This is a genomic window from Janthinobacterium sp. GW822-FHT07H10, from assembly GCF_058798675.1.
This window is the reverse complement of sequence record NZ_JBXAKS010000001.1, coordinates 140,618-167,001: the sequence shown is the minus strand read 5'-3', so window position 1 is coordinate 167,001 and position 26,384 is coordinate 140,618. Positions and strand designations below refer to the sequence as shown.

Here is a 26,384-nt window from a genome sequence, read left to right as displayed (position 1 = left end):
CGCCGTACTCGCGTACTGTCGTCGGGGCGGCGCCTAGCCCTGAGCATTTTTCAGGCGCCATTGGGTTGCTGGCGCTTTAAAAAATCCCGCCACATTTCGTGTGAGCGGGTTTTTTTTTGTCTGCGCCCGATGGCTACCTGAAAAATTGTCCCGGGCGTTGTTGCTTCGTCTCGCCGTACTCGCGTACTGTCTTCGGGGCGGCGCCTGGCCCTGGGCATTTTTCAGGCGCCATTGGGTTGCTGGCACTTGAAAAAATCCCGTCACACTGCGTGTGAACGGGATTTTTTTGTCTATGCCCGATGGCTGCCTAAAAAATTGTCCCGAGCGTTGTTGCTTCGTCTCGCCGTACTCGCGTACTGTCGTCGGGGCGGCGCCTGGCCCTGGGCATTTTTCAGGCGCCATTGGGTTGCTGGCGCTTTAAAAAATCCCGCCACACTGCGTGTGAGCGGGATTTTTTTGTCTGCTCCGCATTGCCCTTTTCAAGGGGCGCTTGCCAAGCTCGCCACTAGGCACTTTCTCCCGCCACCTGCTCTCCCCGCCTCCCTTCATCGACGCGAGACCGTGCAGCGGGCGCAAGCCTCAGCAAGGCCATCCCCACAAGTAGCCTATCGGCATGCCAGCCGTCGTTTATACTCAGCATCTCGCGTCACGTTGAACAGGGTTCGGCATTATTCATCCACCTGATGTCGTCCTTGAATCTGGCGCCTGCCGGCAGCATGACGCGGCAGGTCAAAGCCGCATAAGCACTACTTGCGTAGCGAAAAAAAAGAACAATAATGGTATATCTAAAAATCCACCATGCCCCTGCAGAGCTCCTCCAGGCGCAATAGCGAGTTCAGCACTGCCCAAGAAACAAACGATAGGATGGCGATATGATTGTAGTGACTGGCGGAGCTGGGTTCATCGGCTCCAACTTTGTAAGGGATTGGCTGGCGCTCAACGATGAGTCCGTCATTAACTTTGACAAACTGACGTATGCGGGCAATCTCAGTAATCTGGCCAGTCTGGAACACGACCCGCGGCATATCTTTGTGCGTGGCGACATTTGCGATACCGACCATCTCTCCCGCCTGCTGGCAGAATACAAGCCGCGGGCCATCGTGCATTTTGCGGCGGAAAGCCATGTCGACCGCTCCATCCACAGCCCGGGTGAATTCATTGCGACCAACGTCAATGGCACCTTCAGCCTGCTGGAAGCGGCACGCGCCTACTGGTCCGGCCTGAGCGGCGAACGCAAGGCCGATTTTCGTTTCCTGCACATCTCAACCGATGAGGTATATGGCACCCTGGGGCCACAGGATCCCCCCTTTCACGAAATGACGCCATATGCGCCAAATAGCCCGTACTCGGCCTCGAAAGCGGCCTCCGACCACCTGGTCCGCGCCTATTTCCATACCTATGCCATGCCCGTGCTGACGACAAATTGCTCGAACAACTATGGCCCCTTCCATTTCCCGGAAAAGCTGATTCCGCTCATCATCAGCAATGCGCGCGCCGGCAAGGCGCTGCCGGTGTATGGCGATGGCCTGCAGGTACGCGACTGGCTGTATGTGGGCGACCATTGCTCGGCGATCCGCCGCGTACTCGAAGCGGGCTGTCCAGGCGAGGTTTATAACGTGGGGGGCTGGAACGAAATGACCAACCTCGATGTCGTATACACCTTATGCGATATCCTCGACACCCTCGATCCGAAGGCGTCCGGCAGCTACCGGGAGCAAATCATCCACGTGCAGGATCGCCCCGGCCACGACCGCCGCTATGCCATCGATGCGCGCAAGATCGAACGCGAACTGGGCTGGAAACCGGCCGAAACATTCGAGACGGGGATACGCAAGACGATTCAATGGTACCTGGACAATCAAGCATGGGTCCGCGACGTTCAGTCCGGTGACTACCTGAGCTGGGTACAGAAAAACTATGCAGAACGCAACGACACCAAGGGAACGACAGCATGAACTTTCCGATTGAACGCAAAGGCATCATCCTGGCCGGTGGCTCGGGTACCCGCCTGTATCCCGTGACCATGTCGATATCGAAACAATTGTTGCCGGTATATGACAAGCCGATGATTTACTATCCGCTGACCACCTTGATGCTGGCAGGGATACGCGACATCCTGATCATTTCAACGCCGCAAGATACGCCGCGTTTCGAGGAACTGCTCGGCGATGGCAGCCAATGGGGCATCAAATTGAGCTATGCCGTGCAAGCGGCGCCGGAGGGCCTGGCACAGGCGTTCATCATCGGCCGCGCCTTTCTTGGCGATGCGCCATCGGCACTGATCCTCGGCGATAACATCTATTACGGCAACAACTTCGAAGCGCAGTTGCGCCTCGCCTCGACGCGCACCAGCGGCTCGACCGTTTTCGCCTACCATGTGCAATCGCCGGAACGCTACGGCGTGGTCGAATTCGATGCCCAGCGACGCGCCGTCAGCATCGAGGAAAAACCCCTCAGCCCAAAATCCAACTATGCCGTGACCGGCCTGTATTTCTACGATAATCAGGTGTGCGATATCGCCGCCGGCATCGTGCCCTCCGCGCGCGGCGAACTGGAAATTACCGACGTCAATCGCACTTATCTTGAGCGCAATCAGTTAAACGTCGAGATCATGTGCCGCGGCATGGCCTGGCTCGATACCGGCACGCATGAATCCTTGCTGGAGGCGGGACAATTCATCTCCACCATCGAAAAACGCCAGGGCTTGAAAATCGCTTGTCCGGAAGAGATCGCCTATCGCAAAGGCTATATTGACGCGGCAAAACTGGAAAGCCTGGCGCAGCCCTTGAAAAAAAACACCTATGGACAATACTTGCTGCGCTTGCTCGATGACACCGTTTTCTAGCATGCCAATCTGTTCATTACTTAGCTGAAACAATGCCATGAAAATCCACTCCACCGCCATACCGGACGTCCTGATCATCGAACCAACGGTGTTCGGTGATGAACGTGGCTTTTTCTATGAAAGCTACAACCAGAAACGCTTTACGGAACTCACCGGAATTGACCGTACATTCGTCCAGGACAACCATTCCAGGTCCAGTAAGGGCGTGTTGCGCGGCATGCATTACCAGATCCAGCAGGCGCAGGGCAAGCTCGTGCATTGCACTGTCGGTGCCGTATTCGACGTCAGCGTCGACTTGCGCAAAAGCTCGCCCAGCTTCGGTCAATGGGTCGGTGTTGAATTGTCCGCTGCCAACAAGCGCCAGTTATGGATACCGGAAGGCTTCGCCCACGGCTATCTTGTCACCAGCGACAGCGCCGAATTCCAGTACAAGACGGCGGACTATTGGGCACCGGAATTTGAGCGCAGCATCCTGTGGAACGATCCGCAAATCGGCATAGACTGGCCGCTCGATGGCGAGCCCTTGCTGTCGAACAAAGACAAGCTGGGAACCTTGCTGGCCGACGCCGATGTATTCGCCTGACGCCAGGCACACCGGTGCACCACTGGCTGTTTCAACATGAATGAAAACATTGCATGAGCCGCATTCTCATATCCGGAAAAACCGGCCAGGTCGGCTACGAACTTGAGCGTAGCTTGCAAGGCCTGGGAGAAGTCATCGCCCTCGACCGCCAGCAGATGGATCTGGCCGACCTCGACCAGGTGCGCGATGCGATCCGGCGCATCCAGCCGACCCTGATCGTCAACGCCGCGGCATACACCGCGGTCGACCAGGCCGAAAGCGAGCCGGCCCTTGCACTGCGCATCAATGGCGAAGCACCTGGCGTGATGGCGGCAGAAGCCGGAAGGCTGGGCGCCGCATTGATACATTACAGCACCGACTATGTCTTCGATGGCTCAAAAGCAGGACCCTACACAGAAACCGATCCGGCGTGCCCGATCAATGTCTACGGCAGCAGCAAATTGGCGGGGGAAATAGCCATCCAGGCAGCGGGCATTCCCCATCTGATCCTGCGCACCAGCTGGGTCTACGGCACGCATGGCAAAAACTTCCTGTTGACCATGTGCCGCCTGGCACAGGAGCGCGAAGAACTGGCCATCGTCTCGGACCAGCATGGCGCGCCGACCTGGAGCCGCACGATCGCCGATACCACGGCCCACATCGTGGCCCAGTCGCTGGCCGCTGCCGACCAGCGCAGCTGGTGGGACGCCCGCTCGGGCCTGTATCATTTGACGGCACAGGGGACAACCACATGGTTCGGCTTTGCCGAAGCGATCATGGCGCACCCGTCGGTCATAAAAAAGCCCCGTTTACGGGCGATACTGGCGCAAGACTACGCCGCGCCGGCGAAACGTCCTGCCAATTCGCAGCTGTCATCGCAACGCCTGCTCGACACCTTCTGTGGCTTGCCGCAATGGCAAGATGCGCTATGGTTGTGCCAGGACTCCATATTGGATTGACAATGCAGGCATGACTGCCCGCCATTCCATTTGAACGGCGGTGCCAGCATCGTCCCATCCCGTCACTTCGTCGACAAACCGCAGGCGGCCAGCTCGCGCCGCCCAGTCATCCTCAAGCCCCATAGCCCTGCGGATTCTGGTGTTGCCAGCGCCAGTGGTCGGCGCACATGTCGTCGATGTTCTTTTGCGCTTGCCAACCCAGCAGCTCGCGCGCCTTGTCGGCCGAAGCGTAGCAGCTGGCGATGTCGCCAGGGCGGCGCGGCACGATGTCGTACGGCACCGCGCGGCCGCTGGCGGCCTCGAAGGCGCGCACGGTATCGAGCACACTGTAGCCGTGGCCCGTGCCCAGGTTGACGGTGAAGCCGCCCTCGGTGGAAAACAGGCGGTTCAGCGCGGCCACATGGCCCAGCGCCAGGTCGACCACGTGGATGTAATCGCGCACGCCCGTGCCGTCCGGCGTCGGGTAGTCGTTGCCGAAGACGGCCAGGCGCTCGCGGCGGCCGACGGCCACCTGCGCGATGAACGGCATCAGGTTGTTCGGAATGCCGGCAGGATCCTCGCCGATCAGGCCGCTGGCATGCGCCCCCACCGGGTTGAAATAGCGCAGCACGCCCACCTGCCACTGCGCATCGGCATGCACGAGGTCGGCCAGGATCTGCTCGACCATCAGCTTCGAGCGTCCATACGGGTTGGTCACGGACAGGCGCGACGTTTCCAGGATAGGCAAGGCTTCCGGATCGCCATACACGGTGGCCGACGAGCTGAAGACAAAACGCTTCACATTCGCGGCCGCCAGCACTTCGAGCAGGGCCACTGTGCCCGTCACATTGTTGTCCATGTACATCAATGGCTGGGCGACCGATTCACCTACCGCCTTCAGCCCCGCGAAATGGATCACGGCATCGATCGCATGCTCGCGCAGGACGGCGGCCAGGGCGGCACGGTCGCGCACGTCTGCTTCATAAAATGGAATGCTCTTGCCGGAAATGCGCTCGACCCGCGTCATCGCTTCGCGCGCGCTGTTGCACAGATTGTCCACTGCGACCACGTCAAAGCCCGCGGCCAGCAATTCGACACAGGTATGCGAACCGATGAAGCCGGACGCCCCCGTCACGAGTATTTTCTTGGTCATAATGTCAATCAATGCAAAAAATACAAGACTACCCGAATTCGCCTGCCTTGCCAAGCCGGCACAGGGTTGGCACAGGAAATATACGCCGCAGGAATGAAAACAGCCTGCAACGTCACCGCAGCAGGCTGATTCCCGGACAAACGGCGCGGGTAACCGGGTCGGCGGTGGGAGGACTATTTCTTGATGAACACCAGATCCCACACGCCATGGCCCAGCTTCAAGCCGCGGTTCTCGAACTTGGTCAGCGGACGATACGCGGGCTGCGGTGCATAGCCTTCCGCGCTGTTCTGCAATTGCGGCTCGGCACCCAGCACTTCCAGCATCTGCACCGCGTAGTCTTCCCAGTCGGTCGCGCAATGCAGGTAGCCGCCCGGCGCCAGGCGATCGGTCAATTGCTTGACGAATGGCGACTGGATCAGCCGGCGCTTGTTGTGACGCGCCTTGTGCCATGGATCGGGGAAGAAGACGTGGATACCAGCCAGCGAATTGGCGGGAATCATGTGCGTGAGCACTTCCACGGCATCGTGCTGCAGCAAGCGCAGGTTCGTCAGCGACTCTTCGCCGATCAGCTTGAGCAAACTGCCCACGCCGGGCGTATGCACCTCGACGCCGATGAAATCCTTCTCCGGCATGGCCTTGGCGATATGCGCCGTGGTCGCGCCCATGCCAAAGCCGATTTCCAGGATGACAGGCGCCTTGCGGCCGAAGACCTGCTCGAAATCCATGGATTCTTTGGCGAAAGGCAACAGGAATTGCGGCCCCAGCGTCTCAAGCGCGCGCGCCTGCGCCACGGACAACCGTCCCGCGCGGGTCACGAAACTGCGGATGCGGTGTTCGGTCGGATCGTACATCATCGGCCGCGCCGGGCCGTTTGCTGGGGTATCAGAGGACATGGAAGTGAAGAAATAAATAGCCGCGCCATACAAAGCCAGGCGCCAGAGGAAAATGGAGCGGGTGAAGGGAATCGAACCCTCGTCGTAAGCTTAGAAAGCTCGACAAGGAACTCAACAACCATGCGGGCTTGCGGCCCGTTTCTGCTCCGCTAATGTAACATTATAGCAGCCGCACAAGCGGCCATCCATGCGGTGTATTTTGCGATTGTGGAGTGAACTATTCAGGCAAAGGATAGCGATCCACAGACTGCATCGCTGATTTAACGGATAGAGGGCATTCCAGAGTACCCGCCATAACCATAAAAAAACAGCGCCCCATGCGGGACGGGACGCCGTTAGCTATCTGCAAGTCTAATCGAACCAATTTCCGATAATCCAGCCAGCGATGTGACCACAAACACCGGCCCAGAATTTCACTTTTATCGCAACCCAAAGGGCGGCCGGTTCCATCGCCTCGTCAACGATATAAAGACCAGGGTCGGACTGGAAGACCAGATGGTAAATTTCCGGCACCATGAAACCGCAAACAGTAAGCGCCGTCAACGCAAGACGCGGCAGAAAAGCAAGGTCACCCTGGCGACACACCAACAGCACAGCAAAGTACATAACACAGCCAAGCGCGAATGCCGGAGCGCCAAAAGTGAAGACAACGCTACTCAATGTAAGAAAATCCATGTATATCTTTCATAAAAGTTAAAGTTTCCACGAAGAAATATTATTTTGAATAATATTGCAACGGGTACGATCTGTACAAACGTCTGTATTTCCGAGGGATTGCGACAATGCTCGAGGCTCTACTTGCTTGTCCTTGCTGTAGTTGATTAGCTCTTTACGCTCGTGTGCTTTGCCCACCGCTCATCCCGGTATAGCCAAACTCTCTCGTGTTGGGCAGATAGACACGAAATAGAGCCACCGGAGCTCGAAAACACCAAAGCCCCACAACGAATAGCAACTAGAGTTAAACCGCTCAAAGTGCGTCAAAATGCGTCAAATCGCATGCCCCTTCTTCGCCCCGCGGCGCCAGTCCTCATGCGCCTTCGGCCATGGCGCACATTTGAGTCAAAAGAACCCTATATAGCGGACAGGTGTGGAGGGGGGACAACTGCGCGCGCCGGGCCGAAATGGACTTTTTCTTGCATCTACAGCAACATCAATCGTCGGGACGTGAAAAAGCCGCCTCATGGGCGGCCTGTGCGGTGGCTGGGGCGCTCTGGCGCGGCTGGCCTATCGCGGCCCAGCCCTGCCGGCTATCGCGGCGTGGCGGTCATCCTGGACGGCCGGCGCGCGCCTTGGCCGCCTGCTCCTTGTCGTAGTCGTCGCGGCAGCCCACATCGCAGAACAGCAGCGCGGGCGCCAGCGGCTCGTCGCAGTAGTGGCAGGCGCCGTGCGCCACCAGGGCGGGCCGGCCGCGCACGGCGGCCAGGCCGCGCGCCACCTCGGCAAAGATGATCTTGTCCGTGTTGTCGATATGGTCGCTCATGCTGCGCCCTCCCCGCCCGTGGCCAGGTCATACGGCGCGAAGCGCACCACTTCCACACCGGCCCACTCGTTGATCGCTTCAAATTGCGCCTGCAGCGACACCAGCTCGTTACGGGCGAAGACGCGCGCGGCTGGCTCGACGGCGCCAAAGCCGCCGGCATTGTTGGGCAGGATGCCCATGAGCTGTGGCGGTACACGGTGTGCGGCCAGTTGGTCGTCGCGCGTCACGCTCTTGATGTTGAAAAACTCGTCCTTGGCGGCCACGTCGGACACGGGCAGAATCTGGATGCCGTCCTTCTTGCCGTTCGGCGCGTACATGAACAGGTTGCGGAAGTTGCCCGGCCCCTTGCTATCGCGCATGGCCTGGCGCAGGTTGTCCACGTCTTGGGTGTTGGCGGCGGCGTCCGTCATGTAGAACACAAAGCCGGCGTGCGAGCCGTTCTTGTAATACTTGCGGCGAAACAGGGTGGCCGCCTCGTTGAGCCAGGCCGATTGCAGCGCACTCAGGTACTGCGGCACGCCATACAGCTCCTGGTTCACGTCCGGCTCCATCAAGTGAAACACCCGGCCCTTGTCAAACTGGTGCACGGCCTGGTAGCCGTTGACGAAGAAATACGTGTCCAGATCGACGCCACGCCGCATGTACTTGGCCAGGGCGTGCTGGTACGCCAGCGCCTTGCCGCTGCGGCTGGGCCGGTCTTCCAGGTAGGCATTGCCAAAGGTCAAATAGTCCAGGGCCATGCGCTTAAAGCCATCGCGCGACAGGTACTTCGTCGGCATCAAGGTCGACGTCAGCACGTTGGCCTTGAAGTGAATGGCGCTGCTGTGATGCACGCCGACATTGAAGGACTTGGCCAGGCCAGCCAAGTTGACGGGCGGCTCATACCAGTGGCCGTTCTTCCAGCATTCGAAGCAGTCGAGAATGTCGGCGTGCTCCAGCACGGGCGTCGGGTCGCCGAAGGAAAACGCCTCGATGCCGGCGGCGGCCGGCGCCGTGGCCGCTGGTGGGGCGTGCTGGGCCTGGCGGCCCCGCAAGTGTCGTGCTTTACTCAAGAACAAATCTCCATGAAGGACTGGTTGTTTTCGGTGGTGCCCTCGAATGGCTCGTGGTCGAGGGCGTGCATGCAGGCCCACGCCAGATCGGCGTGGCCGGTTTCATCGCTGCGCCCTGCCACGTAAGTGACATTGCGCCCGCTGGGGGTGAAGGTCTTGCGTATGGCCATGAACGATTGCGCGATGTTCGTCCAGCCGGCGTCAAATTCCAGCCTGCCCTTGCGGATGATGTTGTTGGCCTTCAAGACCATGCACGTCTTGAATCAACGCCACCGAGTGGCTATCCGTCAAGGTCACGCACAGCCTGGGCCGCAACAGCTTTACCACGCGGGTGGAGTTTGAAACGAAAACGGAAGCAGTGGAGGCGGAGCGCGAGGACGAGAAAGACCCGGACGAAGGCATCACGGGCGTAGTGGCCAAGTGGAAGGACGTGGCGGCGAAGAAGAAAAAGGCAGATCAGGAGCAGGCAGGTGCCACGGGTACGCTCAAGACGCTGGGGCATCTTTACAAAAGCAAGAGCGGAACCAAGCGGGCCGCGAAACTGGCGTCGGATCACATAAAGGAAGTGCGCGAGATCATTCGGGAGAACAGCGAAGAACCTTGGAAACCGGCGGAGACGACTTCCCTAGCTTCGGAGTGACGAATTACAGGAGGGTGACAGACTTTACCAGGGCACTCAATACTTCATTTGCAACAACCTTGAGTGTCTCGGTAGTGCCAGCCTTAACTGATTGCACCAATCTCTCACCCAAGGTAGCGCGGCTACGATAATTGTTACTTGTGTTACTCAAGAGCGATTCAGTATCGTAATACAAAACCGTTATTGCAGTTGGTCGGACAACTTGCTTTAGACGAAACCCGTGACCCGTATACGAAAGCGGTATGGTCGCACATACATCGTTCTCAATATTTGGGGAAGTACATGACGGTAAATTTAGTCACAAGGAACGTAGTCGTAGCACGCGTACTGCGGATCGGAGAGATCGACCATCTCGATGCTTGGCACTTAGTACGCAACGAGTTGCGCGACATATCCAGCCCGGCGATTGTGACCGCTTTTGAGCATTTCATGGACATGGTTGAAGGTCCGGTCGAGCACAAGTACCTTTTTGCGCGGTTGGCTGCGGATGAAATACGGCGCCGCATGCGTCCGCCACCCGCGCCGACAATTGTGGTAACGCTCCCTGGCCGTATTTCAGTTTCCAATGCGTTTAAAAGCGGCAAACTATTGGTGCACATGATTCCGCGTTTGCCAGGAGATAAAAAAGATGCATGGAAGTATGACCTTAATTTGATCGCCAGTAAGACTGGGTACGAAGTATGCAGCCTGTCGTTGATACACAAAGGCGATTCGCTTTACAGCACAGCCTATGGCTTATTTGCTGTAGTGCCAGAGGAAGAACTCTTGGCCATCGGGATAAGCGACCTCGGGTCGAATAGTTTCAGAAAGAGTCATGCCAACAGAGGATTAGACCACGCAACGGTTAAGAGAGAACTTCAGGAGCATCTGAAGCGTACCCATGAAAACCACGTTGTCGGAGCCTATAATGAATTTGCCGAAGCGCGTTTGGCCTTGAAAGCGCGCGTGAAGGCTAGCGCGCGCGCGGCCTCGAGCTCGACAATGGAACGGGTAACAATGAATAATGAAATTGTAGCCAATCTAAAAACAGAGCATCTTATTGGAATATGCGTGAATATTGCGTACCTTGCTTCCATCGGGAAAGCACCGAGTTCTGACAAACTGCGCAAAAAACTCAAAGATGAAATATCTTCCATTACGGAAGCGGTTTTTCTTCACACAAATATCAGACTACCGACGTGGACATATGATGACCGCTCAGGTACCGAACCAGTGTTGATTTCGGATTAAATAGCTCAGTGGCTGCACTGTGTGCTACGTGGGTTAAATGGACACAGTCAAGCTAAGTATCCGCCGGTAAATAAATGTGATTTCCGGCTGGCAGCCTTTTCCGAGGCCCCGCTCGAACAGATCAAGCCGATGCACATTCGGCAGTTCTTAGATGACCACGCCGACAAGCCGACCACCGCCAACCGCTGCAAACGAGTATTTTCTACCATGTGGAACCACGTACGCGGCTGGCGCTACACGAACCGGCAGAACCCCTGCGAGGGCATCCAGGGACATTCACTGGCGAAGCGAACCGTCTACATTACGGATGCCGTGTTCTCCGCTGTACGCCTACACGGCAGCGTGCCGCTACGGGACGCGATGGACCTGGCCTACCTGAGCAGTCAGCGTCCGGCGGATGCGCTGCGCATGACTGAACAAGACATCATTGATGGGCACCTGATCATTACGCAGGAAAAAACCAAGCAGCCGCTGCGCATCACCATCACTGGGGAGCTGGCCAAGCTGATGGACCGTATCCGAGCGCGCAAGGCAACACAAGATCGTGACAGGTGCGCTACTGACCAATGTCCACGGCAAGCGCCTGACCGCACCAGCACTTCGCACCCACTTTGACGCGGCAAAAAAAGCGGGCGGCGAAACATGTTCCGGAACTGGCACAGGACATCATGGCATTTTGGTTTTACGACCTGCGAGCGAAGGCGGCCGATGATACTTCGGATGATCGCGGCGACCAGGCGGCCAGCGATCTTTTGGGGCACGACAGTGTGAAGACAACCCAGCGACACTACCTGCGCCGAGGAAAAATTGCAACTCCCACAAGATAGTTGCAATGTGTTGTCGCTCAAACTTAGCGTGGTTAAACCCGTTGGATGAGCGACATATTTCGCCTTAAATGTAATTCTCGCGCATCACAAAATTATTTTCCCTTTAGAAGGCGGACGAAACGCCAAAAGCCACTGTTATGAGGCCCAAAGCAACACCTCCAAACGAAACGCCAAAGAAAGCAGCACAAACCCTAAACCAGAGCCGCGCCTTGTCACTTTTTAGTCTTACAGCTTCCACATGTTCCACGAGCGAGATTGGAGCAAACAATGCTGCCACAATGCCAAGAGCAAAGCACACAAACGCGTAAAATCCAAAAACCTTGAAATTTTGGAGCAAGGCTGGCTCTTTGGCCAAAGTCCCAATGAATGCCAAAATTGCAATGGCACCGCCGCTATTTACAGCAACTAGCGCCTTGGTAACTTCCGATAAATACCCAGCTTTTTCCGCCCGCAGAGCCTTCCGTACATCCAAACTTATTTCATTCATTGCTTCTGACATAGCTATTTTCCTTTTCTTGCACTGAAACCTACATAACGATCTTTTTTCAATATAAAAAACAACTATCGAATTAAGATGACCACGGAGGATAGCAAGTTTCCATGTGGAAATATTCACATATTGTCACCATAAAGCATATCTCTGATCTGGGTGGGGTAGATTTGTAGAGTTTCACCCCTGCAACAGCCTATCAAAATAGACTAGAGCGAATTAATTTTATGGAGCGGGAGCACATCTGTGGAGCAGCAAAAACAGCTTTCTCGCCGTTTTTGACTGGAGCGGGTGAAGGGAATCGAACCCTCGTCGTAAGCTTGGGAAGCTTCTGCTCTACCATTGAGCTACACCCGCGAAGCCTGCATTTTACGCCGAATGGAATGCGGCGAGCAAATCTTCGCGGTGGTGCTGCTTATTTCAGGCTGCCGAAGACCTTGCCGATAATCTTGCTGCCATACCCGAGCGGATTGCTGCGGATGGCTTTTTCTTCTTCGCCGATCATCAGGTACAGGCCGTCGAGGGCGCGGTCGGTGACGTAGCCTTCCACCGTCGATTGCTGCTGCGGCACCAGGCCCGTCTTGCCGATCTGGCTCATGGTGCTGTTGTACTTGCTGGCCAGGCCGGAGCGGTCCGTGACGGACTTGACGATGGGCAGGAATTTGACGGCCAGCGGCGCAGAAGTCTTCTGGCGGAAGAAGTCCGTGACCGAGGTGTCGCCGCCGGACAGGATATTCTTCGCATCGGTGACGCTCATCGACTTCACCGCATCGAGCAGCAAGGGCTTGGCCATGGGTACGGCCGACTCGGCGGCCCGGTTCATCGACACCACCAGGTCGTCCAGCTGCTGGCCGCGGCCCGTCATTTTCAGCAAGGGCTTGGCCTGCTCCAGGATGCCCGGAAGCTTGATCTTCACCTTGTCATTGTTGAGAAAGCCATTTTCGATGCCCAGCTTGGCGACGGCGGCGGCCGATCCGGCTTCCAGCGCCGCCTTCAAGCCATTGCTGGCGTCCTGGTTGCTGAGGGCGGCGAGCGGGCTGGCGGCGCCTGCCATGGACGAGCACAGCGCCAGCGCGCACACCATGGCGGCGGGGCGGACGGGAAAAGAGGTCGGGCGCATATTCATCCTTTGTTTGAAAGCCAATGGTTCTTGAACCCTTAGCATAGCAAAATCGCAGCGATGCCAGCATTTTTTGTCGCAACAGGAACAGCCAGGCATGCCGGCGCGGCTGGCACGGCACAGCCCCCTGTGGCCTCCGCGCGCATTCGAGCGGGCAGTGCAGGGGGAAACTGAATCAGTCGGCCAGCGCCGCCATACGCTGGCGTACCTGGAGCAAGTCCGTCTCGCGCATGCGCGACGCCGTCTGGCGCAGGGACTTTTCCGCGCCGGCCACGCCGGCAGCGGCAGCCATCGACAGCCAGATATACGCCTGCTGCACATCGACCGGACCACCCTGGCCGCTGGCCGCCATCAGGCCCAGGTTCATCTGCGCCCGCGCGTGGCCCTGGTGCGCAGCCAGTGCATACCACTCCCGCGCGGCGGCGTAATCCTGCGGCACGTCCTGGCCATTGTCATGGCGCAGGCCCAGCGCGAACTGCGCCAGGCTGTGGCCCTGCGCGGCGGCGCGGCAATAACAGGCACAGGCCCGCTGGCTGTCGGGCGCCGGGCCGTCGTCGCGGTCGTGCAGCACGCCCTGCAGGTATTGCGCCGGCGCGTAATCCTGCTCGGCGGCGCGAGCGTACCATTCCAGCGCCAACGATAAATCCTGCGGCACGCCCTGGCCATGCTCATAGCGCAGGCCCAGGCCGAACTGGGCCCGCACATGCCCCTGGTCGGCCGCCTTGCGGTACCAGAATACGGCTTCCCGCGCATCGGCCGGCATGCCCTGCCCATGCTCGTACAGCAGCGCCAGCTGATACTGGGCGGCAGGAAAACCCTGTTCGGCGGCCTGGCGGTAAAACCGCTGCGCCTGGGTGTAGTCGTGCGCGCCATGTTCGTGGTGCAGGCCCAGGTTATGCTGGGCCGCCGCGTGGCCCAGGTCCGCCGCCTTGATGTACCAGCCGAGCGCCGCCTGTTTATCGCACGGCACGCCCTGGCCATTGTCGTAGATCAGGCCCAGGTTGAACTGCGAGCTGGCGTGCCCCTGCTGCGCCGCGCGCCGGTACCAGGCGATCGCCTGCCCGCTGTCCTGCGGCAGCACGTCGCCATTTTCATAGCGCAGCGCCAGGTTGAACTGGGCCGGCGCATAGCCCTGCTCGGCCGCCTTGCGCAGCCAGGCCGTCGCTTGCTGGCGGTCCTGCCGCACGCCCTGCCCATTGTCATAACGCAGGCCGAGGTTGAACTGCGCGCGCGCATACCCCTGCTCGGCCGCCTTGCGGTACCAGGCGATCGCCTGCGCGAAGTCCTGCGGCACGCCCTTGCCGTTGTCGTACATCATGCCCAGATTGTTTTGCGCGCCCGCGTCGCCCTGTTCGGCCGCGCGGCTGAACCACAGCATGGCCTGGCCGCTGTCCTGCGCGATGCCCTGGCCCTTGGCATACAGCCAGCCCAGGTTGTACTGCGCCGCCGCGTAGCCCTGTTCGGCCGCCTTCAGGTACCACTGCGCGGCCTGCGCAAAATCCTGCGCCACGCCCTGGCCTTTCTGGCACATCACGCCCAGGTTGTATTGCGCGTGTTCGAGTCCCTGCGCGGCGGCCAGGCCATACCAGTGCAGCGCCAGCGCATAGCTTTGCTCGATGCCCTGGCCATTGAAATGCATGAAGCCCAGGCTGTGCTGGGCATTCGCATTGCCCTTCTCGGCCAGTCCTTTCAAACGCAGGTAATCGGCCGTGTAACGGGCGTCGGCGACCGGCATGGATCAGGCCTCGACGGCAAGCGTCTGCGGCACCGCCGGCACGCCATCGGCGATCAGGCGGTTCTGCTCCTGCAGCACGGCGATGAAGCTGCCCAACGAAATGGGCCGGTGGTACAGATAGCCCTGCATCGTGGTGCAGCCCTTGTCTTGCAGGTAGCGCGCCTGCCCTTCCGTTTCCACGCCCTCGGCGATCAGGTGCAGGCCCAGGCCGCGCGCGATCGAGATGATGGCCAGGATGACGGGATAATGCCCGTGCTCGTCGTGAATTTCCTTCACAAACGACTGGTCGATCTTGATCGTGTGGATAGGGAAGCGGTGCAGGTACGACAGCGACGAATAGCCGGTGCCGAAATCGTCGATGGCCACCGACACGCCCAGCTGGCACAGCTTGTTCAATTGCTCGATCGCATACTGCGGATTGCGGATGCAGATGTTTTCCGTGATTTCCACTTCGATCTTTTCCGGCGCGATGCCGTAGCGCGTCAGCGCGCCGCGCATCTTCTCGAAAAAGTCGCCCCGGTCCAGGTATTGCGGCGACAGGTTCAGCGACAGGCGCACGGCTTCGCCGCCGGCCGCATTCCATTGCAGCAGGTCGCGGCACAGCGCGCCCAGCATCCAGTCCGAGATCGGCAGCATCAGGCCGTTTTCTTCCGCGAACGGCAGGAATTCGCCAGCCGTCAGCAGCCCGCGCTGCGGGTGGTTCCAGCGCATCAACCCCTCCGCGCCGACGATGCGGCCCGTCGTCACGTCCACCTGCGGCTGGTAATACATTTCCAGCTGGTTCAGCTCCAGCGCCTTGCGCAGGCTTTGCTCGAGCGCGATCTTCTGGTGCGACACGTCGAGCATCGACTCGTGATAAAAACTGTGGCCGTTCTTACCCAGCGCCTTGACCTGGTACATGGCGATGTCGGCATGGCGCAGCAGTTCGTCGATGGTCTCGCCGTCACCCGGATAGATGGCGATGCCGATCGAGGCCGAGATATGCACCTGGTTGCCGTCAAGGTCGAACGGCTGGTGCAGGCATTCGAGGAATTTGTCGGCGATCAGGCGCGCATCCTGGCGGTCGCGCAATTCCGGCAGCACGATCGTGAATTCGTCGCCGCCCTGGCGCGCCAGCGTATCGCCGCGGCGCAGGCAATCCTTCAGGCGCAGCGCCACTTGCTGCAGCAATTCGTCACCCTTCACGTGGCCCAGGGTATCGTTGACCAGCTTGAAGCGATCCAGGTCGATGAACATCACGGCCAGCTCCGTCAGCTTGCGGCGCGCCTGGATCACGGCCAGCCCCAGGCGGTCCTTGAACAGCATGCGGTTCGGCAAATCCGTCAGGATATCGTGGTAAGCCTGGTAGGAGATCACCTCCTCGGCGCGCTTGCGGTCGGTGATGTCGCGCGCCACGCCGTAGGTGCCGAAGTATTCCTGCTTTTTCGCTTCGTGATCGAGGCTGTGCACGCCGATCGAATTGAGCGGGATCGTCATCAGGGTATTGTTGAAGGTGCGGTCGTTGCCGCTGCCGCTGTGGCACTTCAGGCGCAGTTCCACATTGCGCGAGGCGCGCTCGTCGAGGCGACGTTCGTTGAAGGCATAGCGCGCCCGCTCCTGGTCTTCGTCGTGCACGAGGATGGAATAATGGCTGCCGATCAGCTCTTCGCGGCTAAAGCCCAGCAACTGGTGCACGCGGTCGTTGATGAAGGTGATGCGGCCTTCGTGGTTCAGCGTATAGATGATGTCGGGCGAGCTGTCGACCAGGTAGCGGTACATCTTTTCCGAGTTTTCCAGCTGCAGCGCGATACGTTCGTTCTCCAGCGCCAGCCGGCGCTTTTGCAGCGCGTTTTCCACCGTCTTGAGCAGTTCCTCGCGGCTGTACGGCTTGCGCAGGTAATCGTAGGCGCCACGCTTCAGGGCGCCGATGGCCGCCTCGATGCCGACATCGCCGCTCATGACGATGACGTCGCCCTCGATGCCGCGCCGGTTGATGTGGTCCATGATTTCATGGCCGCTCATGTCGGGCAGGCGCAGGTCCAGCAGGATCAGGTCGAAGCGCAGTTTCGCCAATTGCGCCAGCGCCTCGCTGCCGCAGGTGGCCGTGTACAGCTGATAGCCACGGTCCTTCAGCAATTCATGCAGGGAGGCGAGCAGCCGGGGCTCGTCGTCGACCAACAGGATGCGCGGGCTATTTTCCAGGTCAAGCGGAGTGGCGGAGGAATTCATGGGCGTTACGAAGATAGAGCGGTATTGCCGAGCGCGGGCACGGCATCGGAAACGGTGGCAGCGGCGGCGGCCTGCGGCAGGGGCAACAGGATTTCAAACGAGGTGCCGCCCTTGCCGCTGCGGCAGCCGATCACGCCATGCAGGCGCGTTACCAGGTCGTGCACGATGGACAAGCCCAGGCCATGATGCGCGCCCGGCTTGCTGCTGCGCACGGGCGAGAACAGGTTGGCCAGCACCTCAGGCGCCAGGCCGGCGCCATTGTCGCTGACGCACAGTTCCAGGTACAGGCGTCGGTCGCGGTTGACATGGCCCCGGTTCGCCACTTCGATGCGGCCGCCGTCCGGCAAGGCCTCGACGGCATTTTTCAGCAGGTTGAGCAGGATCTGCTTGAGCATGTCGGCATCGGCCTCCACCTCGCATGGCGCATCCTGCATGCGCGTGACCACCTCGATTTTCGACGGCAGGAAATCGGTGGCGCGGAACAGGCGCAGCACATCGTCGACGACGCGCGCGCAATCGGTGACGCCGCTGGCTACCGCCGGCTGCAGGTCAGCCAGGCCATTGATCAACTGCCCGACGCGGTCGATCTCTTCGTTCAGGATCGACATCTCGCCCGTCACCGGCTCCTGCTTCTCGAGCTTGTGATCGAGCACGCTCAGGTAGTTCTTGATAATCGACAGCGGGTTGTTCACCTCATGCACCACGCGGCGGGACGCTTCGCGGTATTCCTCGGCCACGTGATCGAGCTGGCGCCGCGCTAAACCACGCGCGCTGATCGCCGTTTCCAGCGCGCTGGCGGCCTGGTTGCCGAAAGCGCGCAGGAAGCCCTCGCGCTTCTGGCAGGCGGGAATCTGCCACGCCGCCACGCCGCCAATCAGCACGCCCAGGCTGCGCTGGCCCGCCACCAGCGGCAGGCAGACCAGGCTGTCGGTGCCGAGGATGCGGAACAGCTGCTCCTCGACGATGCCCAGGCCCGGCATGTCGCCTTTCAGAAAGGCCAGGCTGCATTCGAGCGCCGAGGCAGCCAACGGCCCGCCCTTCGCCAGCGGCACGGAAAAACCGGCCAGGCGGTGCTGCTGTTCTCCCGCCGCCACGCCCACCAGCGCATGGCCGGTGGGGTTTTGCAGCAGGATGACGGTAGTCTCGAAGTCGAACAGGATGCGCGCCGAACGCGTGATGGCTTCCAGCAGGCTGGTCTCGCCCTGCTGGCGCGCGAAAGTCTGGCCCACTTCGGACACCAGCACCATATTGCGCACTTCGTCGGACAGGCGCTGCTGCACCGGATCGACGGCAGGCGGCGCGAATGCCGGCGGCGTGGCGATATCGTCGGCGCCGGCCAGGTCGATGCCCAGGTGCTGCGCGGCCTGTTCCACCTGGCGCGCGACGCTGCCGGCCAGGGTCTCCAGCACCTCGACGTCCAGCGCGCACAGGCGCGCCGCCTGCGCGATCGACTCCGCATCGCCGGCGTGGCAGCACAGCAGGTGCGCTAGGCGCACGATGCGGATCAGGGGATGGCTCGCCTCCAGGCGCGCCAGCGGTTCATGGTGATACAGCACGCTGTCGGCCAGGAAGGAATCGAGGTGCCAGCGCTCGATCAGCCAGGCCCCCGCTTCGGCATGCGTGATCTGCAGGGTGCGCTGCTCCACCGCGCACAGGGCGGCATCGTCGCGGGCCGTGAAATTGAACGCGTATTCCTTCGGCGCCGTGGCCAGCAGGGCCAGGCGGCCCACATTGTGCAGCAGGCCCGCCAGGTACGCTTCCTCGACATGCGGATAGGCCATGGCCTTGGCCAGCGCACGCGCCATGACGGCGGCCGACAGCGAACTTTTCCAGAATGCGCGCAAATCGGTGCTGCCGGAATGGGGGAAGCTGCTGAAGGTCTGGAACACGGATTCGCTGATGACCAGGGTCTTGATCATGTCCGTGCCCAGCGAGACGAGCGACTGTTCCAGGCTGACGACCCGGCCCTGGCGGTGATACGCCGAGCTGTTGGCCACGCCGAGGATCTTGCTGGTCATGCCCGCATCCTTGGCGATCAGGGCGGCCAGTTCCGGCATGCCGGCGTCGTCGGCCTGCAGGTGGGCGATCAGCTTGATGAGAATCTGCGGCATGGCCGGCAGACGGGCAATCAGCAGGCGATTGCGTATATCTTGATCAGATTGATGCATCGTATCAGGCATTGCCGGTTCGAAAAGGAAGCGCGCTCAGCAGCAAAGCGCGGCCACGTCAGAGGAATCCTCCACTCCTGTAACCCAAAAAATGTCGCCTGAGAGGATGCCGGGAAAAAAAGTCATCTTATCATAAGCGCCGGATATTACTTGCAATATAGAAAATTAAGTTGAAATAAATCCAGCGTTCTGCAGTGGAAACTTATGCCTTGAAGGAACCTAGCAAACGGTGGCGGAAGCGCCGCGAAATCAGCCACAGGGCCAGGGCCAGCGCCGTAAACGCCAGCTGCCCGGAGGCCAGCCACAACACGGAGCCGGACAACAAGGGCGAGATCACGCCGGCCACCACCGCGCCGAGCATGGTGCTGGCGAACGACTGGCACGAGGCGACCGTGCCGCGGATATGCGGGAACAGGTCCAGCGCCAGCAAGGTCGCGCCCGGCCCCACCAGCGACATGCCGAAGGTGTAGAAAAACAGCGGCAGCACCGACCATGGCAGCGAGGGCGGCAGGAACAGGTGGTACACGACATTGACGCTGGCCGCGCACAGCAGGAAGGCAAAGCCGATGCCGATCTGGCGCGCGAACGTCACCTTGCCGGCGATGCGGTTGGCCGCCGCGGCGCCCATGAAAATGCCGCTCACGCAGGGAATGAACAGCCAGCCGAATTGCGACGGCCCCAGGCCCAGCTGCTTGGGCAGCATTTCCGGCGCGGCCGTGATGAACAGGAACAGGCCTGCGAAATTGAGGGCGACGATGCCGGCCTTGATGTGGAACAGGGGCGAGCGCAGGATCTGGCCGTAGCTCGACGCCAGGAAGCGGGGATTGAACGGCTGGCGCTTTTCCACCGGCAGGGTTTCGGGCAGGCGCCAGTAGCAGAACGCCAGCAGGATCACCGTGTAGAAAGCGAGGAACAGGAAGATCGAGCGCCAGTCGAACCAGATGACGATCCAGCCGCCCAAAATGGGCGCCACGGCCGGGGCGATGGAAAAGATCATCGTCACCAGCGACAGCAGGCGCGCGGCCGCCGCATCGGCGTACAGGTCGCGGATGATGGCGCGGCTGATCACCACGCCGGCGCCGGCCGACACGCCCTGCATGATGCGGAAGAACCACAGATAGTGGACCGTGTGCGCCGAGGCGCAGCCGAGCGAGCCGATGGCAAACATCAGCAGCGACACGAGGATGACGTTGCGCCGCCCGAAGGTATCCGATATCGCGCCATGCCACAGCACCATGCCGGCAAAGGCCAGCATGTAGAACGTCAGCGACTGCTGCACTTCCAGCGGCGAAGCTTGCAGCGAGCCCTGGATCGCGCCGAACGCGGGCAGATAGGTGTCGATCGATAGTGGTCCCAGCATCGACAGGCCGGCCAGCATCATGGCCAGCGCGCCGCGGCTCAAAGGCGCCATGTGGCTCGGTGTGGGAGGCGGTACGGGCGTGACCGGATCGGGCGGCACATTGGCCGGAGGGGTGGGAAACATGGCGGATCCAAAGTGGTGCGCGGACCGGCGTCGGACAGCGCGAGGTACTGCGTTACTACAAACGTCTACAGACTGCCAAATAGCTGATAAAACCGTCGCGAGCGGAAGGGAGAGGTGGCCGAGAAGCGCAGCCATACACTAGTACGGCGAGCATCACAGGCTGCCTATCCCGATGCGCAGCAGGTTTGATCAGTTATTTTTTGGTTTGGCTTCTTCGCGGCGGTTGTAACCCGCGACCATATCGAAGCGGAACAAACGGCATTCCAGCGCGCCGTTGAAGAATGGCGTCTTGCGCGCTTCCTTCAGGCGCAGCAGCTTGGGCAAGCCCAGGTCGGCCGTGAAGAGGAACACGGTCCAGCCGGCAAAGCGCTGCTTCAAGGTGGTGCCCATGGCCGAATAGAAGGAGGTCGACAGTTCGTCTTCCGGAATGGTGCTGTCGCCGCGCACGCCGATACGTTCGCCGTACGGCGGATTGGTCAGCATGATGCCCGGCACGTCGCTTGGCGGCTTGACTTCCTGCGCCTCGATCTGTTTCAGCGGCACCTCGAAGCGCACGCCGGCGCAACGCAGGTTGTGGCGCGTCATGGCCACCATGTCGCCCGAAATATCGCTGCCGAAAATCGTCGGCTCCGCCGGCAGCGGATTGACCTTGATGGCATTTTTCATGGCATTCCACGGCGCCGGATCGAAGTCGTGGAAATTTTCAAACGCGAACTGGCGCGAGGCGCCCGGCGGAATCCCCTGCAGCATCTGCGCCGCTTCGGCCAGGATGGTGCCGGAACCGCACATCGGATCGAACAGCACCATGCCAGGCTTCCAGCCCGACACGCGCAGCAGGCCGGCGGCCAGGTTTTCGCGCAGCGGCGCGTCGCCCGTCTCTTCGCGCCAGCCGCGCTTGAACAGCGCTTCGCCCGACGTGTCGAGATAGACGGTGAAGGTATGCGCGTCGAGGAAGCCGACGATGCGCATGTCCGGCGTCTTGGTGTTGACCGATGGACGCTCGTTGAACTGGTCGCGGAAACGGTCGCAGATCGCATCCTTGATCTTCAGCGTGGTGAATTCCAGGCTGCGCAGCGGCGATTTGACGGCCGTGACGTCGACGCGGATCGTGTGGTGCACGCCGAACCAGTCTTCCCAGGCTTGCGCCAGGGTCAGGTCATAGATGTCGTTTTCCGTCTTGTAACCGGAATGCGCCATGCGCATCAGCACGCGCGAAGCGATGCGCGAATGCAGGTTGATGCGGTAGGCATCGAGCAGGTCGCCCGAGCAGTGTACGCCGCCCGGCACCTGGTTGTGGACCTTCATGGTCGAACTATCCTGGGCGATCTCGCCCAGTTCCTCGGCCAGCGCCGCTTCCATGCCGCGCGGGCATGGGCAAAAATATGAAGCCATGGTTGGTGTACCCTTATTCCATTGTGTTGAACGCCCGCTAGATTACAGACGCTGTTTGCTACGTTAATACTATGTAAAAAAACTACTGCTACTTTACTGTTCTTCCAGCTTACTGTCCTTCCAGCGCCCGCTCGACAAAATCAAGGCGGTCCTGCCCCCAATAGCCTTCGCCATCGACGATGTACCACGGCGAGCCGAAGACGCTGGCGGCGGTGGCCGCTTCCGTGTTGGCGTCATATTCCGCCTGCACGCTGGCCGTTTCCGCCGTTTTCAGCAGCTGGCGGCCGTCGAATCCCTCATCCAGGGCGATCTGCGCCAGGGTATCTTCATCGCCGATATTGCGCTCCTCGGCCCACAGGCCGCGCATGATGGCATGCGCCAGCTTCAGCGACGCTTCCACGCCATGCGCCAGGCGCGTGGCGATGATCAGCTTGGCCGCCGCTTCCGGCGAGACGGGGAAAAACTTCGGCTGCAAGGTCAGCGGCACTTGCAGGAAAGCCGACCAGCGCGCCAGTTCGTTCAGGCGATACGCCTGGCGCTGGGGCGCGCGCTTGGCCAGCGGCAAGCCACCCGAGACGCTGAAGACCTTGCCCAGGTCGAAGGGGCGCACGTCGATCTGCGCGCCGGTCTTCGCGGCGATGGCCATCAGGCGCGCATGGCCCAGGTAGGTCCATGGCGAATGGGGAGCAAAGAAATACTGGACAACCTTGTTCTGGCTTGCACTCATCTCGACTCCCTTAGAAAGGCTTGACCACGACCAGCACGACGACGGCCAGCAGCATCACCACCGGCACTTCATTAAACCAGCGGAACCAGGTGTGGCTGCGCTTGTTGAGGCCTTTTTCGAACTTGCGCAGAATGGAACCGCAGGCGTGGTGATAGCCGAGCAGCAGCACCACGAACGTCAGCTTGGCATGCATCCAGCCCGGCATCTTCATGCGGCCTTCGCCCCCGCCGTACAGCATCCACATCAACGCCAGCCCCAGCACCATGGCCGGCAGCGCCAGCAGGGACATGAAGCGGTACAGCTTGCGCGCCATCAGCAGCAGGCGCTCGGTGGCGACCGTTTCCGTCTCCATCGCCAGGTTGACGAAAATGCGCGGCAGGTAAAACAGGCCGGCAAACCAGGACATGACGAAGATGATGTGGAATGCTTTGGTCCAGAGAAAGAGCATGGGGTTCCCAGTGTCAGAGATATCGAAGGGTGAGAGAACGGACCGCCTCGTGGGCGGCCCGCGAAGAAGCATTATTGACGTACTTCGCCGTGGCCGAAGACCACGTATTTGAGCGAGGTCAGACCTTCCAGTCCCACCGGGCCACGCGCATGCAGCTTGTCGTTCGAGATGCCGATCTCGGCACCCAGGCCATATTCGAAACCGTCGGCGAAACGCGTGGAGGCGTTCACCATCACGGAGGCGGAATCGACCTCGCGCAGGAAGCGCAGCGCATCGCTGTAGTCTTCCGTGATGATGGCTTCCGTGTGCTTCGACGAATACTGGCTGATGTGGTCCATCGCCTCGTCGATGCCGTCGACCACCTTCACCGCCAGGATCGCCGCCAGGTACTCGGTGCGCCAGTCTTCCTCGGTGGCCGCGACCAGGTGCGGGTAGCCGGCCAGGATGGCATGCGCCTCCGGATCGGCGCGCAATTCGACCTGCTTGGTCAGGTACAGCTCGGCCAGCTGCGGCAGCACGGCAGGTGCGATGGCGCGCGCCACCAGCAGGGTTTCCATGGTGTTGCAGGTGCCGTAGCGGTGGCATTTCGCGTTGAAACCGATGTCGAGCGCCTTCTGCATATCGGCCTTGGCGTCGATGTAGACGTGGCAAATGCCATCGAGGTGCTTGATCATCGGCACCGTGGCTTCCTCCATCAGGCGCGCGATCAGGCCCTTGCCACCGCGCGGCACGATAACGTCCACGTATTGCGGCATGGTGATGAGGGCGCCGACGGCGGCGCGGTCGGTGGTGTCGACCACCTGTACCGCGTCGGCAGGCAGGCCGGCGCCCGCCAGGCCTTCCTGTACCAGCTTGGCCAGGGCGCGGTTGCAATGTATGGCTTCCGAGCCGCCGCGCAAAATCGTCGCGTTGCCGCTCTTGATGCACAGGCCGGCCGCATCCACCGTCACGTTCGGACGCGCTTCATAGATGATGCCGATGACGCCCAGCGGCACGCGCATCTGTCCCACCTGGATGCCCGTCGGACGGAATTTCATGTTCGAGATTTCACCGATCGGATCGGCCAGCGACACGATCTGCGTCAGGCCTTCTACCATGGTGGCAATGGCCGCGTCGGACAGGGTCAGGCGATCGAGCATGGCCGGCGCCAGGCCGGCGGCAGCGGCCGCGTCGAGGTCGCGCTGGTTGGCAGCACGCAGCAGATCGGCATCGCGCACGATGGCCTTTGCGATCAACGTCAGGGCGCAGTTGCGCGTGGCGCTGTCGGCACGCGCCATGGCGCGCGAAGCGATGCGCGCGCGCGTGCCCACGTCCTGCATATATTCAGTGATATCCATGCTCGTATCCATATAGTAAAAACCTAGCCTCGGGCGATTTTCAGGCCCAGTTGCAGCATGGCGTCCCAGGCGTCGCCCGCGTAGCCCTTGGCGCGCAGGCCCTTGATCATCTTGTCCACCTGCGCCGCCTGCTGCAGCGCCGCTTCCAGCACGGGCAGCGAAATGCGCCGCAGGGCCGGTTCCATCATCCGCTCGCGCGGGCCCCAGATGCGGTATTCCTTGAGCAGCGCGCCCAGCGGACGTCCCTGCGCCATCCCGGCCTTCAATTTTAACAGCGTGCGGATTTCCTCGGAGACGGCCCACAAGACCAGCGGCAGCGCCTCGCCCTCGCCCTTCAAGCCTTCGAGCATGCGCACCAGGCGCGCCGGGTCGCCGGCCAGCATGGCCTCGGACAGCTTGAAGACATCGTAGCGGGCCACGTTCAGCACCGCGTCCTGCACCTGTTCATACGTCAGCTTGCCCGCTTCATGCAGCAGGCCCAGTTTCTGGATTTCCTGGTGCGCCGCCAGCAGATTGCCTTCCACCCGTTCGGCGATGAAGTCGATGCTGGCGCGCTCGGCGCTCTGCCCCTGCGCGGCCAGGCGCTGGCCTATCCACGCCGGCAACTGCGCCCGTTCCACATTCGGAATCTCGATGTAGACGGCCGCCTGCTGCAGGCTGGCGACCCACGCCGCCTTTTGCGTGGCCCAGTCCAGCTTGGGCAGGGTGATCAGGGTCAGGTTGTCGGGACTGAGGTTCTTGGCGTAGCTTTGCAGCGCCGCGCCGCCATCCTTGCCCGGCTTGCCGGTAGGGATGCGCAGTTCGATCAGCTTCTTGTCGCCGAACAGCGACAGCTCCTGATTGGCGGCCAGCAGCTCGCCCCACTTGAAGCTGCGCTCCACCGTCAGCACATCGCGTTCGGAATAGCCCTGCGCGCGTGCCGCGCGGCGTATTTTGTCGGCCGCTTCCAGCGCCAGCAGATGCTCGTCGCTGGTGATCACATACAGTTGCGCCAGCGGCTTGGCCACATGTCCGTCGAGCGCGTCTATCCGCAATTGCATGGCGTCCCCGTTACTGCTGCGGGGCTGGTACGGCCGGCGTCACGGGCGCCACTGGCGCCACCGACATGGCCGGCAGCACCGGCTTGATGGCGGCCAGGCGGCGCATGATCTGCTGCACCATGTCGTTGCGCATGTCGCGGTACAGCTGCGCAGCCTCTGTTTCCTTGGCCAGCACCTGGGATTCGTTGAAGGTGATAGGACGCACCAGGCTGATGACCGTCGGTCCCAGCAACTGGTTGCCCGCCTTGTCCAGCACACGGAAATTGATGGCATACCCGAGCTGGTACTCGCGCACGCGGCCATTGCTGTTCAGGGACAGAATAGTCTTGGTACGGTTCCTCTCCGGATCGCTGAGGACTTCCAGGAAAGCGTCGGCACCATCCCTGGTGTCGACCACTTCCGTACTGCCGATGGCGCGGATGTAGCGCTTCAGGTCAATCGCCAGCGGCGACGTCTCGGGCAGGCCGATATTCATCGTCGCGAACGGCAGCATGAAACTGCCGTTCGAGCCACGCAAGTGAAAGCCGCAGGCCGACAACAGCATGGTCAGGGCGATGGCCAGCATGGCGCGCCAGGCGCACCCGCCGAACAGCGATACGGAAGAGGAGGTTGTCAT

General features: G+C 60.7%; 24 protein-coding genes, 1 tRNA gene and 1 pseudogene. 7 read left to right on the top strand and 19 right to left on the bottom strand.

Annotated features, from left to right (window positions below; genetic code table 11):
- Positions 1-872: 872 nt before the first annotated feature.
- From rfbB to rfbD, 4 genes are read left to right on the top strand one after another with little or no spacing between them, the layout of a single operon-like run.
- Positions 873-1,955, top strand: coding sequence for a dTDP-glucose 4,6-dehydratase (rfbB, locus tag AC1RDJ_RS00755; RefSeq protein WP_493026241.1), 1,083 nt, complete (start codon positions 873-875; stop codon positions 1,953-1,955).
- Positions 1,952-2,845 (top strand): glucose-1-phosphate thymidylyltransferase RfbA, encoded by an 894-nt coding sequence (gene rfbA / locus AC1RDJ_RS00750; protein ID WP_289884591.1) that lies wholly within the window; start codon positions 1,952-1,954, stop codon positions 2,843-2,845. The genes rfbB and rfbA overlap by 4 nt, the downstream gene beginning before the upstream one ends.
- A gap of 37 nt (positions 2,846-2,882) precedes the next feature.
- A complete protein-coding gene (gene rfbC / locus AC1RDJ_RS00745; protein ID WP_289884590.1) occupies positions 2,883-3,428 on the top strand; it encodes a dTDP-4-dehydrorhamnose 3,5-epimerase in 546 nt (181 codons plus the stop codon).
- 53 nt (positions 3,429-3,481) lie between these two features.
- Positions 3,482-4,366, top strand: coding sequence for a dTDP-4-dehydrorhamnose reductase (gene rfbD / locus AC1RDJ_RS00740; protein WP_493026240.1), 885 nt, complete (start codon positions 3,482-3,484; stop codon positions 4,364-4,366).
- Positions 4,367-4,478: 112 nt separating this feature from the next.
- On the opposite strand, the gene galE is transcribed toward rfbD, so the two are convergent.
- The 6 genes and pseudogenes from galE to AC1RDJ_RS00710 form a co-directional block, all read right to left on the bottom strand.
- On the bottom strand, positions 4,479-5,498 hold the full coding sequence (galE, locus tag AC1RDJ_RS00735; RefSeq protein WP_493026239.1) for a UDP-glucose 4-epimerase GalE: 1,020 nt from the start codon (positions 5,496-5,498) through the stop codon (positions 4,479-4,481).
- 173 nt (positions 5,499-5,671) lie between these two features.
- A complete protein-coding gene (gene trmB / locus AC1RDJ_RS00730; protein ID WP_493026238.1) occupies positions 5,672-6,352 on the bottom strand; it encodes a tRNA (guanosine(46)-N7)-methyltransferase TrmB in 681 nt (226 codons plus the stop codon).
- Positions 6,353-6,742: 390 nt separating this feature from the next.
- Positions 6,743-7,066 carry a hypothetical protein gene (locus AC1RDJ_RS00725; protein WP_493026237.1) on the bottom strand — a complete coding sequence of 108 codons (324 nt, stop codon included), beginning with the start codon at positions 7,064-7,066 and terminating at the stop codon, positions 6,743-6,745.
- A 589-nt stretch (positions 7,067-7,655) separates the two neighbouring features.
- Complete coding sequence (locus AC1RDJ_RS00720) at positions 7,656-7,871, bottom strand: hypothetical protein (protein WP_493026236.1); 216 nt, start codon at positions 7,869-7,871, stop codon at positions 7,656-7,658.
- A complete protein-coding gene (locus AC1RDJ_RS00715; protein WP_493026235.1) occupies positions 7,868-8,923 on the bottom strand; it encodes a phage portal protein in 1,056 nt (351 codons plus the stop codon). The genes AC1RDJ_RS00720 and AC1RDJ_RS00715 overlap by 4 nt, the downstream gene beginning before the upstream one ends.
- A pseudogene (locus AC1RDJ_RS00710) lies at positions 8,920-9,183 on the bottom strand (phage terminase large subunit family protein); the annotation flags it as partial. The gene AC1RDJ_RS00715 and the pseudogene AC1RDJ_RS00710, both read right to left, overlap by 4 nt.
- A gap of 71 nt (positions 9,184-9,254) precedes the next feature.
- On the opposite strand from AC1RDJ_RS00710, the gene AC1RDJ_RS00705 reads away from it, so the two are divergent.
- The 3 genes from AC1RDJ_RS00705 (at position 9,255) to AC1RDJ_RS00695 (ending at position 11,408) form a co-directional block, all read left to right on the top strand.
- Complete coding sequence (locus AC1RDJ_RS00705) at positions 9,255-9,563, top strand: hypothetical protein (protein ID WP_493026234.1); 309 nt, start codon at positions 9,255-9,257, stop codon at positions 9,561-9,563.
- A gap of 282 nt (positions 9,564-9,845) precedes the next feature.
- The gene (locus AC1RDJ_RS00700) at positions 9,846-10,793 is read left to right on the top strand and encodes a hypothetical protein (RefSeq protein WP_493026233.1); all 948 of its coding nucleotides are present in this window, start codon (positions 9,846-9,848) and stop codon (positions 10,791-10,793) included.
- 21 nt (positions 10,794-10,814) lie between these two features.
- Positions 10,815-11,408 carry a hypothetical protein gene (locus AC1RDJ_RS00695; protein ID WP_493026232.1) on the top strand — a complete coding sequence of 198 codons (594 nt, stop codon included), beginning with the start codon at positions 10,815-10,817 and terminating at the stop codon, positions 11,406-11,408.
- Between the two features lie 315 nt (positions 11,409-11,723).
- Here AC1RDJ_RS00695 and AC1RDJ_RS00690 read toward each other — a convergent pair whose 3' ends face one another.
- The 13 genes from AC1RDJ_RS00690 to AC1RDJ_RS00630 all read right to left on the bottom strand — a co-directional run bounded on the left by AC1RDJ_RS00690 (position 11,724) and on the right by AC1RDJ_RS00630 (position 26,384).
- Positions 11,724-12,119, bottom strand: a complete 396-nt coding sequence (locus tag AC1RDJ_RS00690; protein WP_071321775.1) for a hypothetical protein — start codon at positions 12,117-12,119, stop codon at positions 11,724-11,726.
- 274 nt (positions 12,120-12,393) lie between these two features.
- Positions 12,394-12,467, bottom strand: a tRNA-Gly gene (locus AC1RDJ_RS00685).
- A 58-nt stretch (positions 12,468-12,525) separates the two neighbouring features.
- Positions 12,526-13,230: a DUF4197 domain-containing protein gene (locus tag AC1RDJ_RS00680; RefSeq protein WP_493026231.1), complete on the bottom strand. Its 705-nt coding sequence runs from the start codon at positions 13,228-13,230 to the stop codon at positions 12,526-12,528.
- A gap of 175 nt (positions 13,231-13,405) precedes the next feature.
- Positions 13,406-14,965 carry a tetratricopeptide repeat protein gene (locus AC1RDJ_RS00675; protein ID WP_493026230.1) on the bottom strand — a complete coding sequence of 520 codons (1,560 nt, stop codon included), beginning with the start codon at positions 14,963-14,965 and terminating at the stop codon, positions 13,406-13,408.
- Between the two features lie 3 nt (positions 14,966-14,968).
- Positions 14,969-17,173, bottom strand: a complete 2,205-nt coding sequence (locus tag AC1RDJ_RS00670; protein WP_071321765.1) for an EAL domain-containing response regulator — start codon at positions 17,171-17,173, stop codon at positions 14,969-14,971.
- Positions 17,174-17,178: 5 nt separating this feature from the next.
- The gene (locus AC1RDJ_RS00665; RefSeq protein WP_232251022.1) at positions 17,179-19,284 is read right to left on the bottom strand and encodes an HDOD domain-containing protein; all 2,106 of its coding nucleotides are present in this window, start codon (positions 19,282-19,284) and stop codon (positions 17,179-17,181) included.
- A gap of 259 nt (positions 19,285-19,543) precedes the next feature.
- A complete protein-coding gene (locus AC1RDJ_RS00660) occupies positions 19,544-20,824 on the bottom strand; it encodes a multidrug effflux MFS transporter (protein WP_198043851.1) in 1,281 nt (426 codons plus the stop codon).
- Between the two features lie 189 nt (positions 20,825-21,013).
- Complete coding sequence (locus tag AC1RDJ_RS00655) at positions 21,014-22,216, bottom strand: THUMP domain-containing class I SAM-dependent RNA methyltransferase (RefSeq protein WP_493026229.1); 1,203 nt, start codon at positions 22,214-22,216, stop codon at positions 21,014-21,016.
- Between the two features lie 109 nt (positions 22,217-22,325).
- Entirely contained in the window at positions 22,326-22,943 is a 618-nt protein-coding gene (locus AC1RDJ_RS00650) for a 2-hydroxychromene-2-carboxylate isomerase (protein ID WP_493026228.1), read from the bottom strand.
- A gap of 10 nt (positions 22,944-22,953) precedes the next feature.
- Positions 22,954-23,391 carry a CopD family protein gene (locus AC1RDJ_RS00645; protein WP_034745744.1) on the bottom strand — a complete coding sequence of 146 codons (438 nt, stop codon included), beginning with the start codon at positions 23,389-23,391 and terminating at the stop codon, positions 22,954-22,956.
- A 71-nt stretch (positions 23,392-23,462) separates the two neighbouring features.
- Positions 23,463-24,728, bottom strand: a complete 1,266-nt coding sequence (locus AC1RDJ_RS00640; RefSeq protein WP_493026227.1) for a glutamate-5-semialdehyde dehydrogenase — start codon at positions 24,726-24,728, stop codon at positions 23,463-23,465.
- 23 nt (positions 24,729-24,751) lie between these two features.
- Positions 24,752-25,768 (bottom strand): DNA polymerase III subunit delta, encoded by a 1,017-nt coding sequence (holA, locus tag AC1RDJ_RS00635; protein WP_071321760.1) that lies wholly within the window; start codon positions 25,766-25,768, stop codon positions 24,752-24,754.
- Positions 25,769-25,778: 10 nt separating this feature from the next.
- Entirely contained in the window at positions 25,779-26,384 is a 606-nt protein-coding gene (locus AC1RDJ_RS00630) for an LPS-assembly lipoprotein LptE (protein WP_493026225.1), read from the bottom strand.

Bases quoted from the DNA above. Each gene is read 5' to 3' on its own strand.
- rfbB (WP_493026241.1), top strand. From the start codon at position 873: ATGATTGTAGTGACTGGCGGAGCTGGGTTCATCGGCTCCAACTTTGTA.
- rfbA (WP_289884591.1), top strand. From the start codon at position 1,952: ATGAACTTTCCGATTGAACGCAAAGGCATCATCCTGGCCGGTGGCTCG.
- rfbC (WP_289884590.1), top strand. From the start codon at position 2,883: ATGAAAATCCACTCCACCGCCATACCGGACGTCCTGATCATCGAACCA.
- rfbD (WP_493026240.1), top strand. From the start codon at position 3,482: ATGAGCCGCATTCTCATATCCGGAAAAACCGGCCAGGTCGGCTACGAA.
- galE (WP_493026239.1), bottom strand. From the start codon at position 5,498: ATGACCAAGAAAATACTCGTGACGGGGGCGTCCGGCTTCATCGGTTCG.
- trmB (WP_493026238.1), bottom strand. From the start codon at position 6,352: ATGATGTACGATCCGACCGAACACCGCATCCGCAGTTTCGTGACCCGC.
- AC1RDJ_RS00725 (WP_493026237.1), bottom strand. From the start codon at position 7,066: ATGGATTTTCTTACATTGAGTAGCGTTGTCTTCACTTTTGGCGCTCCG.
- AC1RDJ_RS00720 (WP_493026236.1), bottom strand. From the start codon at position 7,871: ATGAGCGACCATATCGACAACACGGACAAGATCATCTTTGCCGAGGTG.
- AC1RDJ_RS00700 (WP_493026233.1), top strand. From the start codon at position 9,846: ATGACGGTAAATTTAGTCACAAGGAACGTAGTCGTAGCACGCGTACTG.
- AC1RDJ_RS00690 (WP_071321775.1), bottom strand. From the start codon at position 12,119: ATGTCAGAAGCAATGAATGAAATAAGTTTGGATGTACGGAAGGCTCTG.
- AC1RDJ_RS00680 (WP_493026231.1), bottom strand. From the start codon at position 13,230: ATGCGCCCGACCTCTTTTCCCGTCCGCCCCGCCGCCATGGTGTGCGCG.
- AC1RDJ_RS00675 (WP_493026230.1), bottom strand. From the start codon at position 14,965: ATGCCGGTCGCCGACGCCCGTTACACGGCCGATTACCTGCGTTTGAAA.
- AC1RDJ_RS00670 (WP_071321765.1), bottom strand. From the start codon at position 17,173: ATGAATTCCTCCGCCACTCCGCTTGACCTGGAAAATAGCCCGCGCATC.
- AC1RDJ_RS00665 (WP_232251022.1), bottom strand. From the start codon at position 19,284: ATGCCGCAGATTCTCATCAAGCTGATCGCCCACCTGCAGGCCGACGAC.
- AC1RDJ_RS00660 (WP_198043851.1), bottom strand. From the start codon at position 20,824: ATGTTTCCCACCCCTCCGGCCAATGTGCCGCCCGATCCGGTCACGCCC.
- AC1RDJ_RS00655 (WP_493026229.1), bottom strand. From the start codon at position 22,216: ATGGCTTCATATTTTTGCCCATGCCCGCGCGGCATGGAAGCGGCGCTG.
- AC1RDJ_RS00650 (WP_493026228.1), bottom strand. From the start codon at position 22,943: ATGAGTGCAAGCCAGAACAAGGTTGTCCAGTATTTCTTTGCTCCCCAT.
- AC1RDJ_RS00645 (WP_034745744.1), bottom strand. From the start codon at position 23,391: ATGCTCTTTCTCTGGACCAAAGCATTCCACATCATCTTCGTCATGTCC.
- AC1RDJ_RS00640 (WP_493026227.1), bottom strand. From the start codon at position 24,728: ATGGATATCACTGAATATATGCAGGACGTGGGCACGCGCGCGCGCATC.
- holA (WP_071321760.1), bottom strand. From the start codon at position 25,768: ATGCAATTGCGGATAGACGCGCTCGACGGACATGTGGCCAAGCCGCTG.
- AC1RDJ_RS00630 (WP_493026225.1), bottom strand. From the start codon at position 26,384: ATGACAACCTCCTCTTCCGTATCGCTGTTCGGCGGGTGCGCCTGGCGC.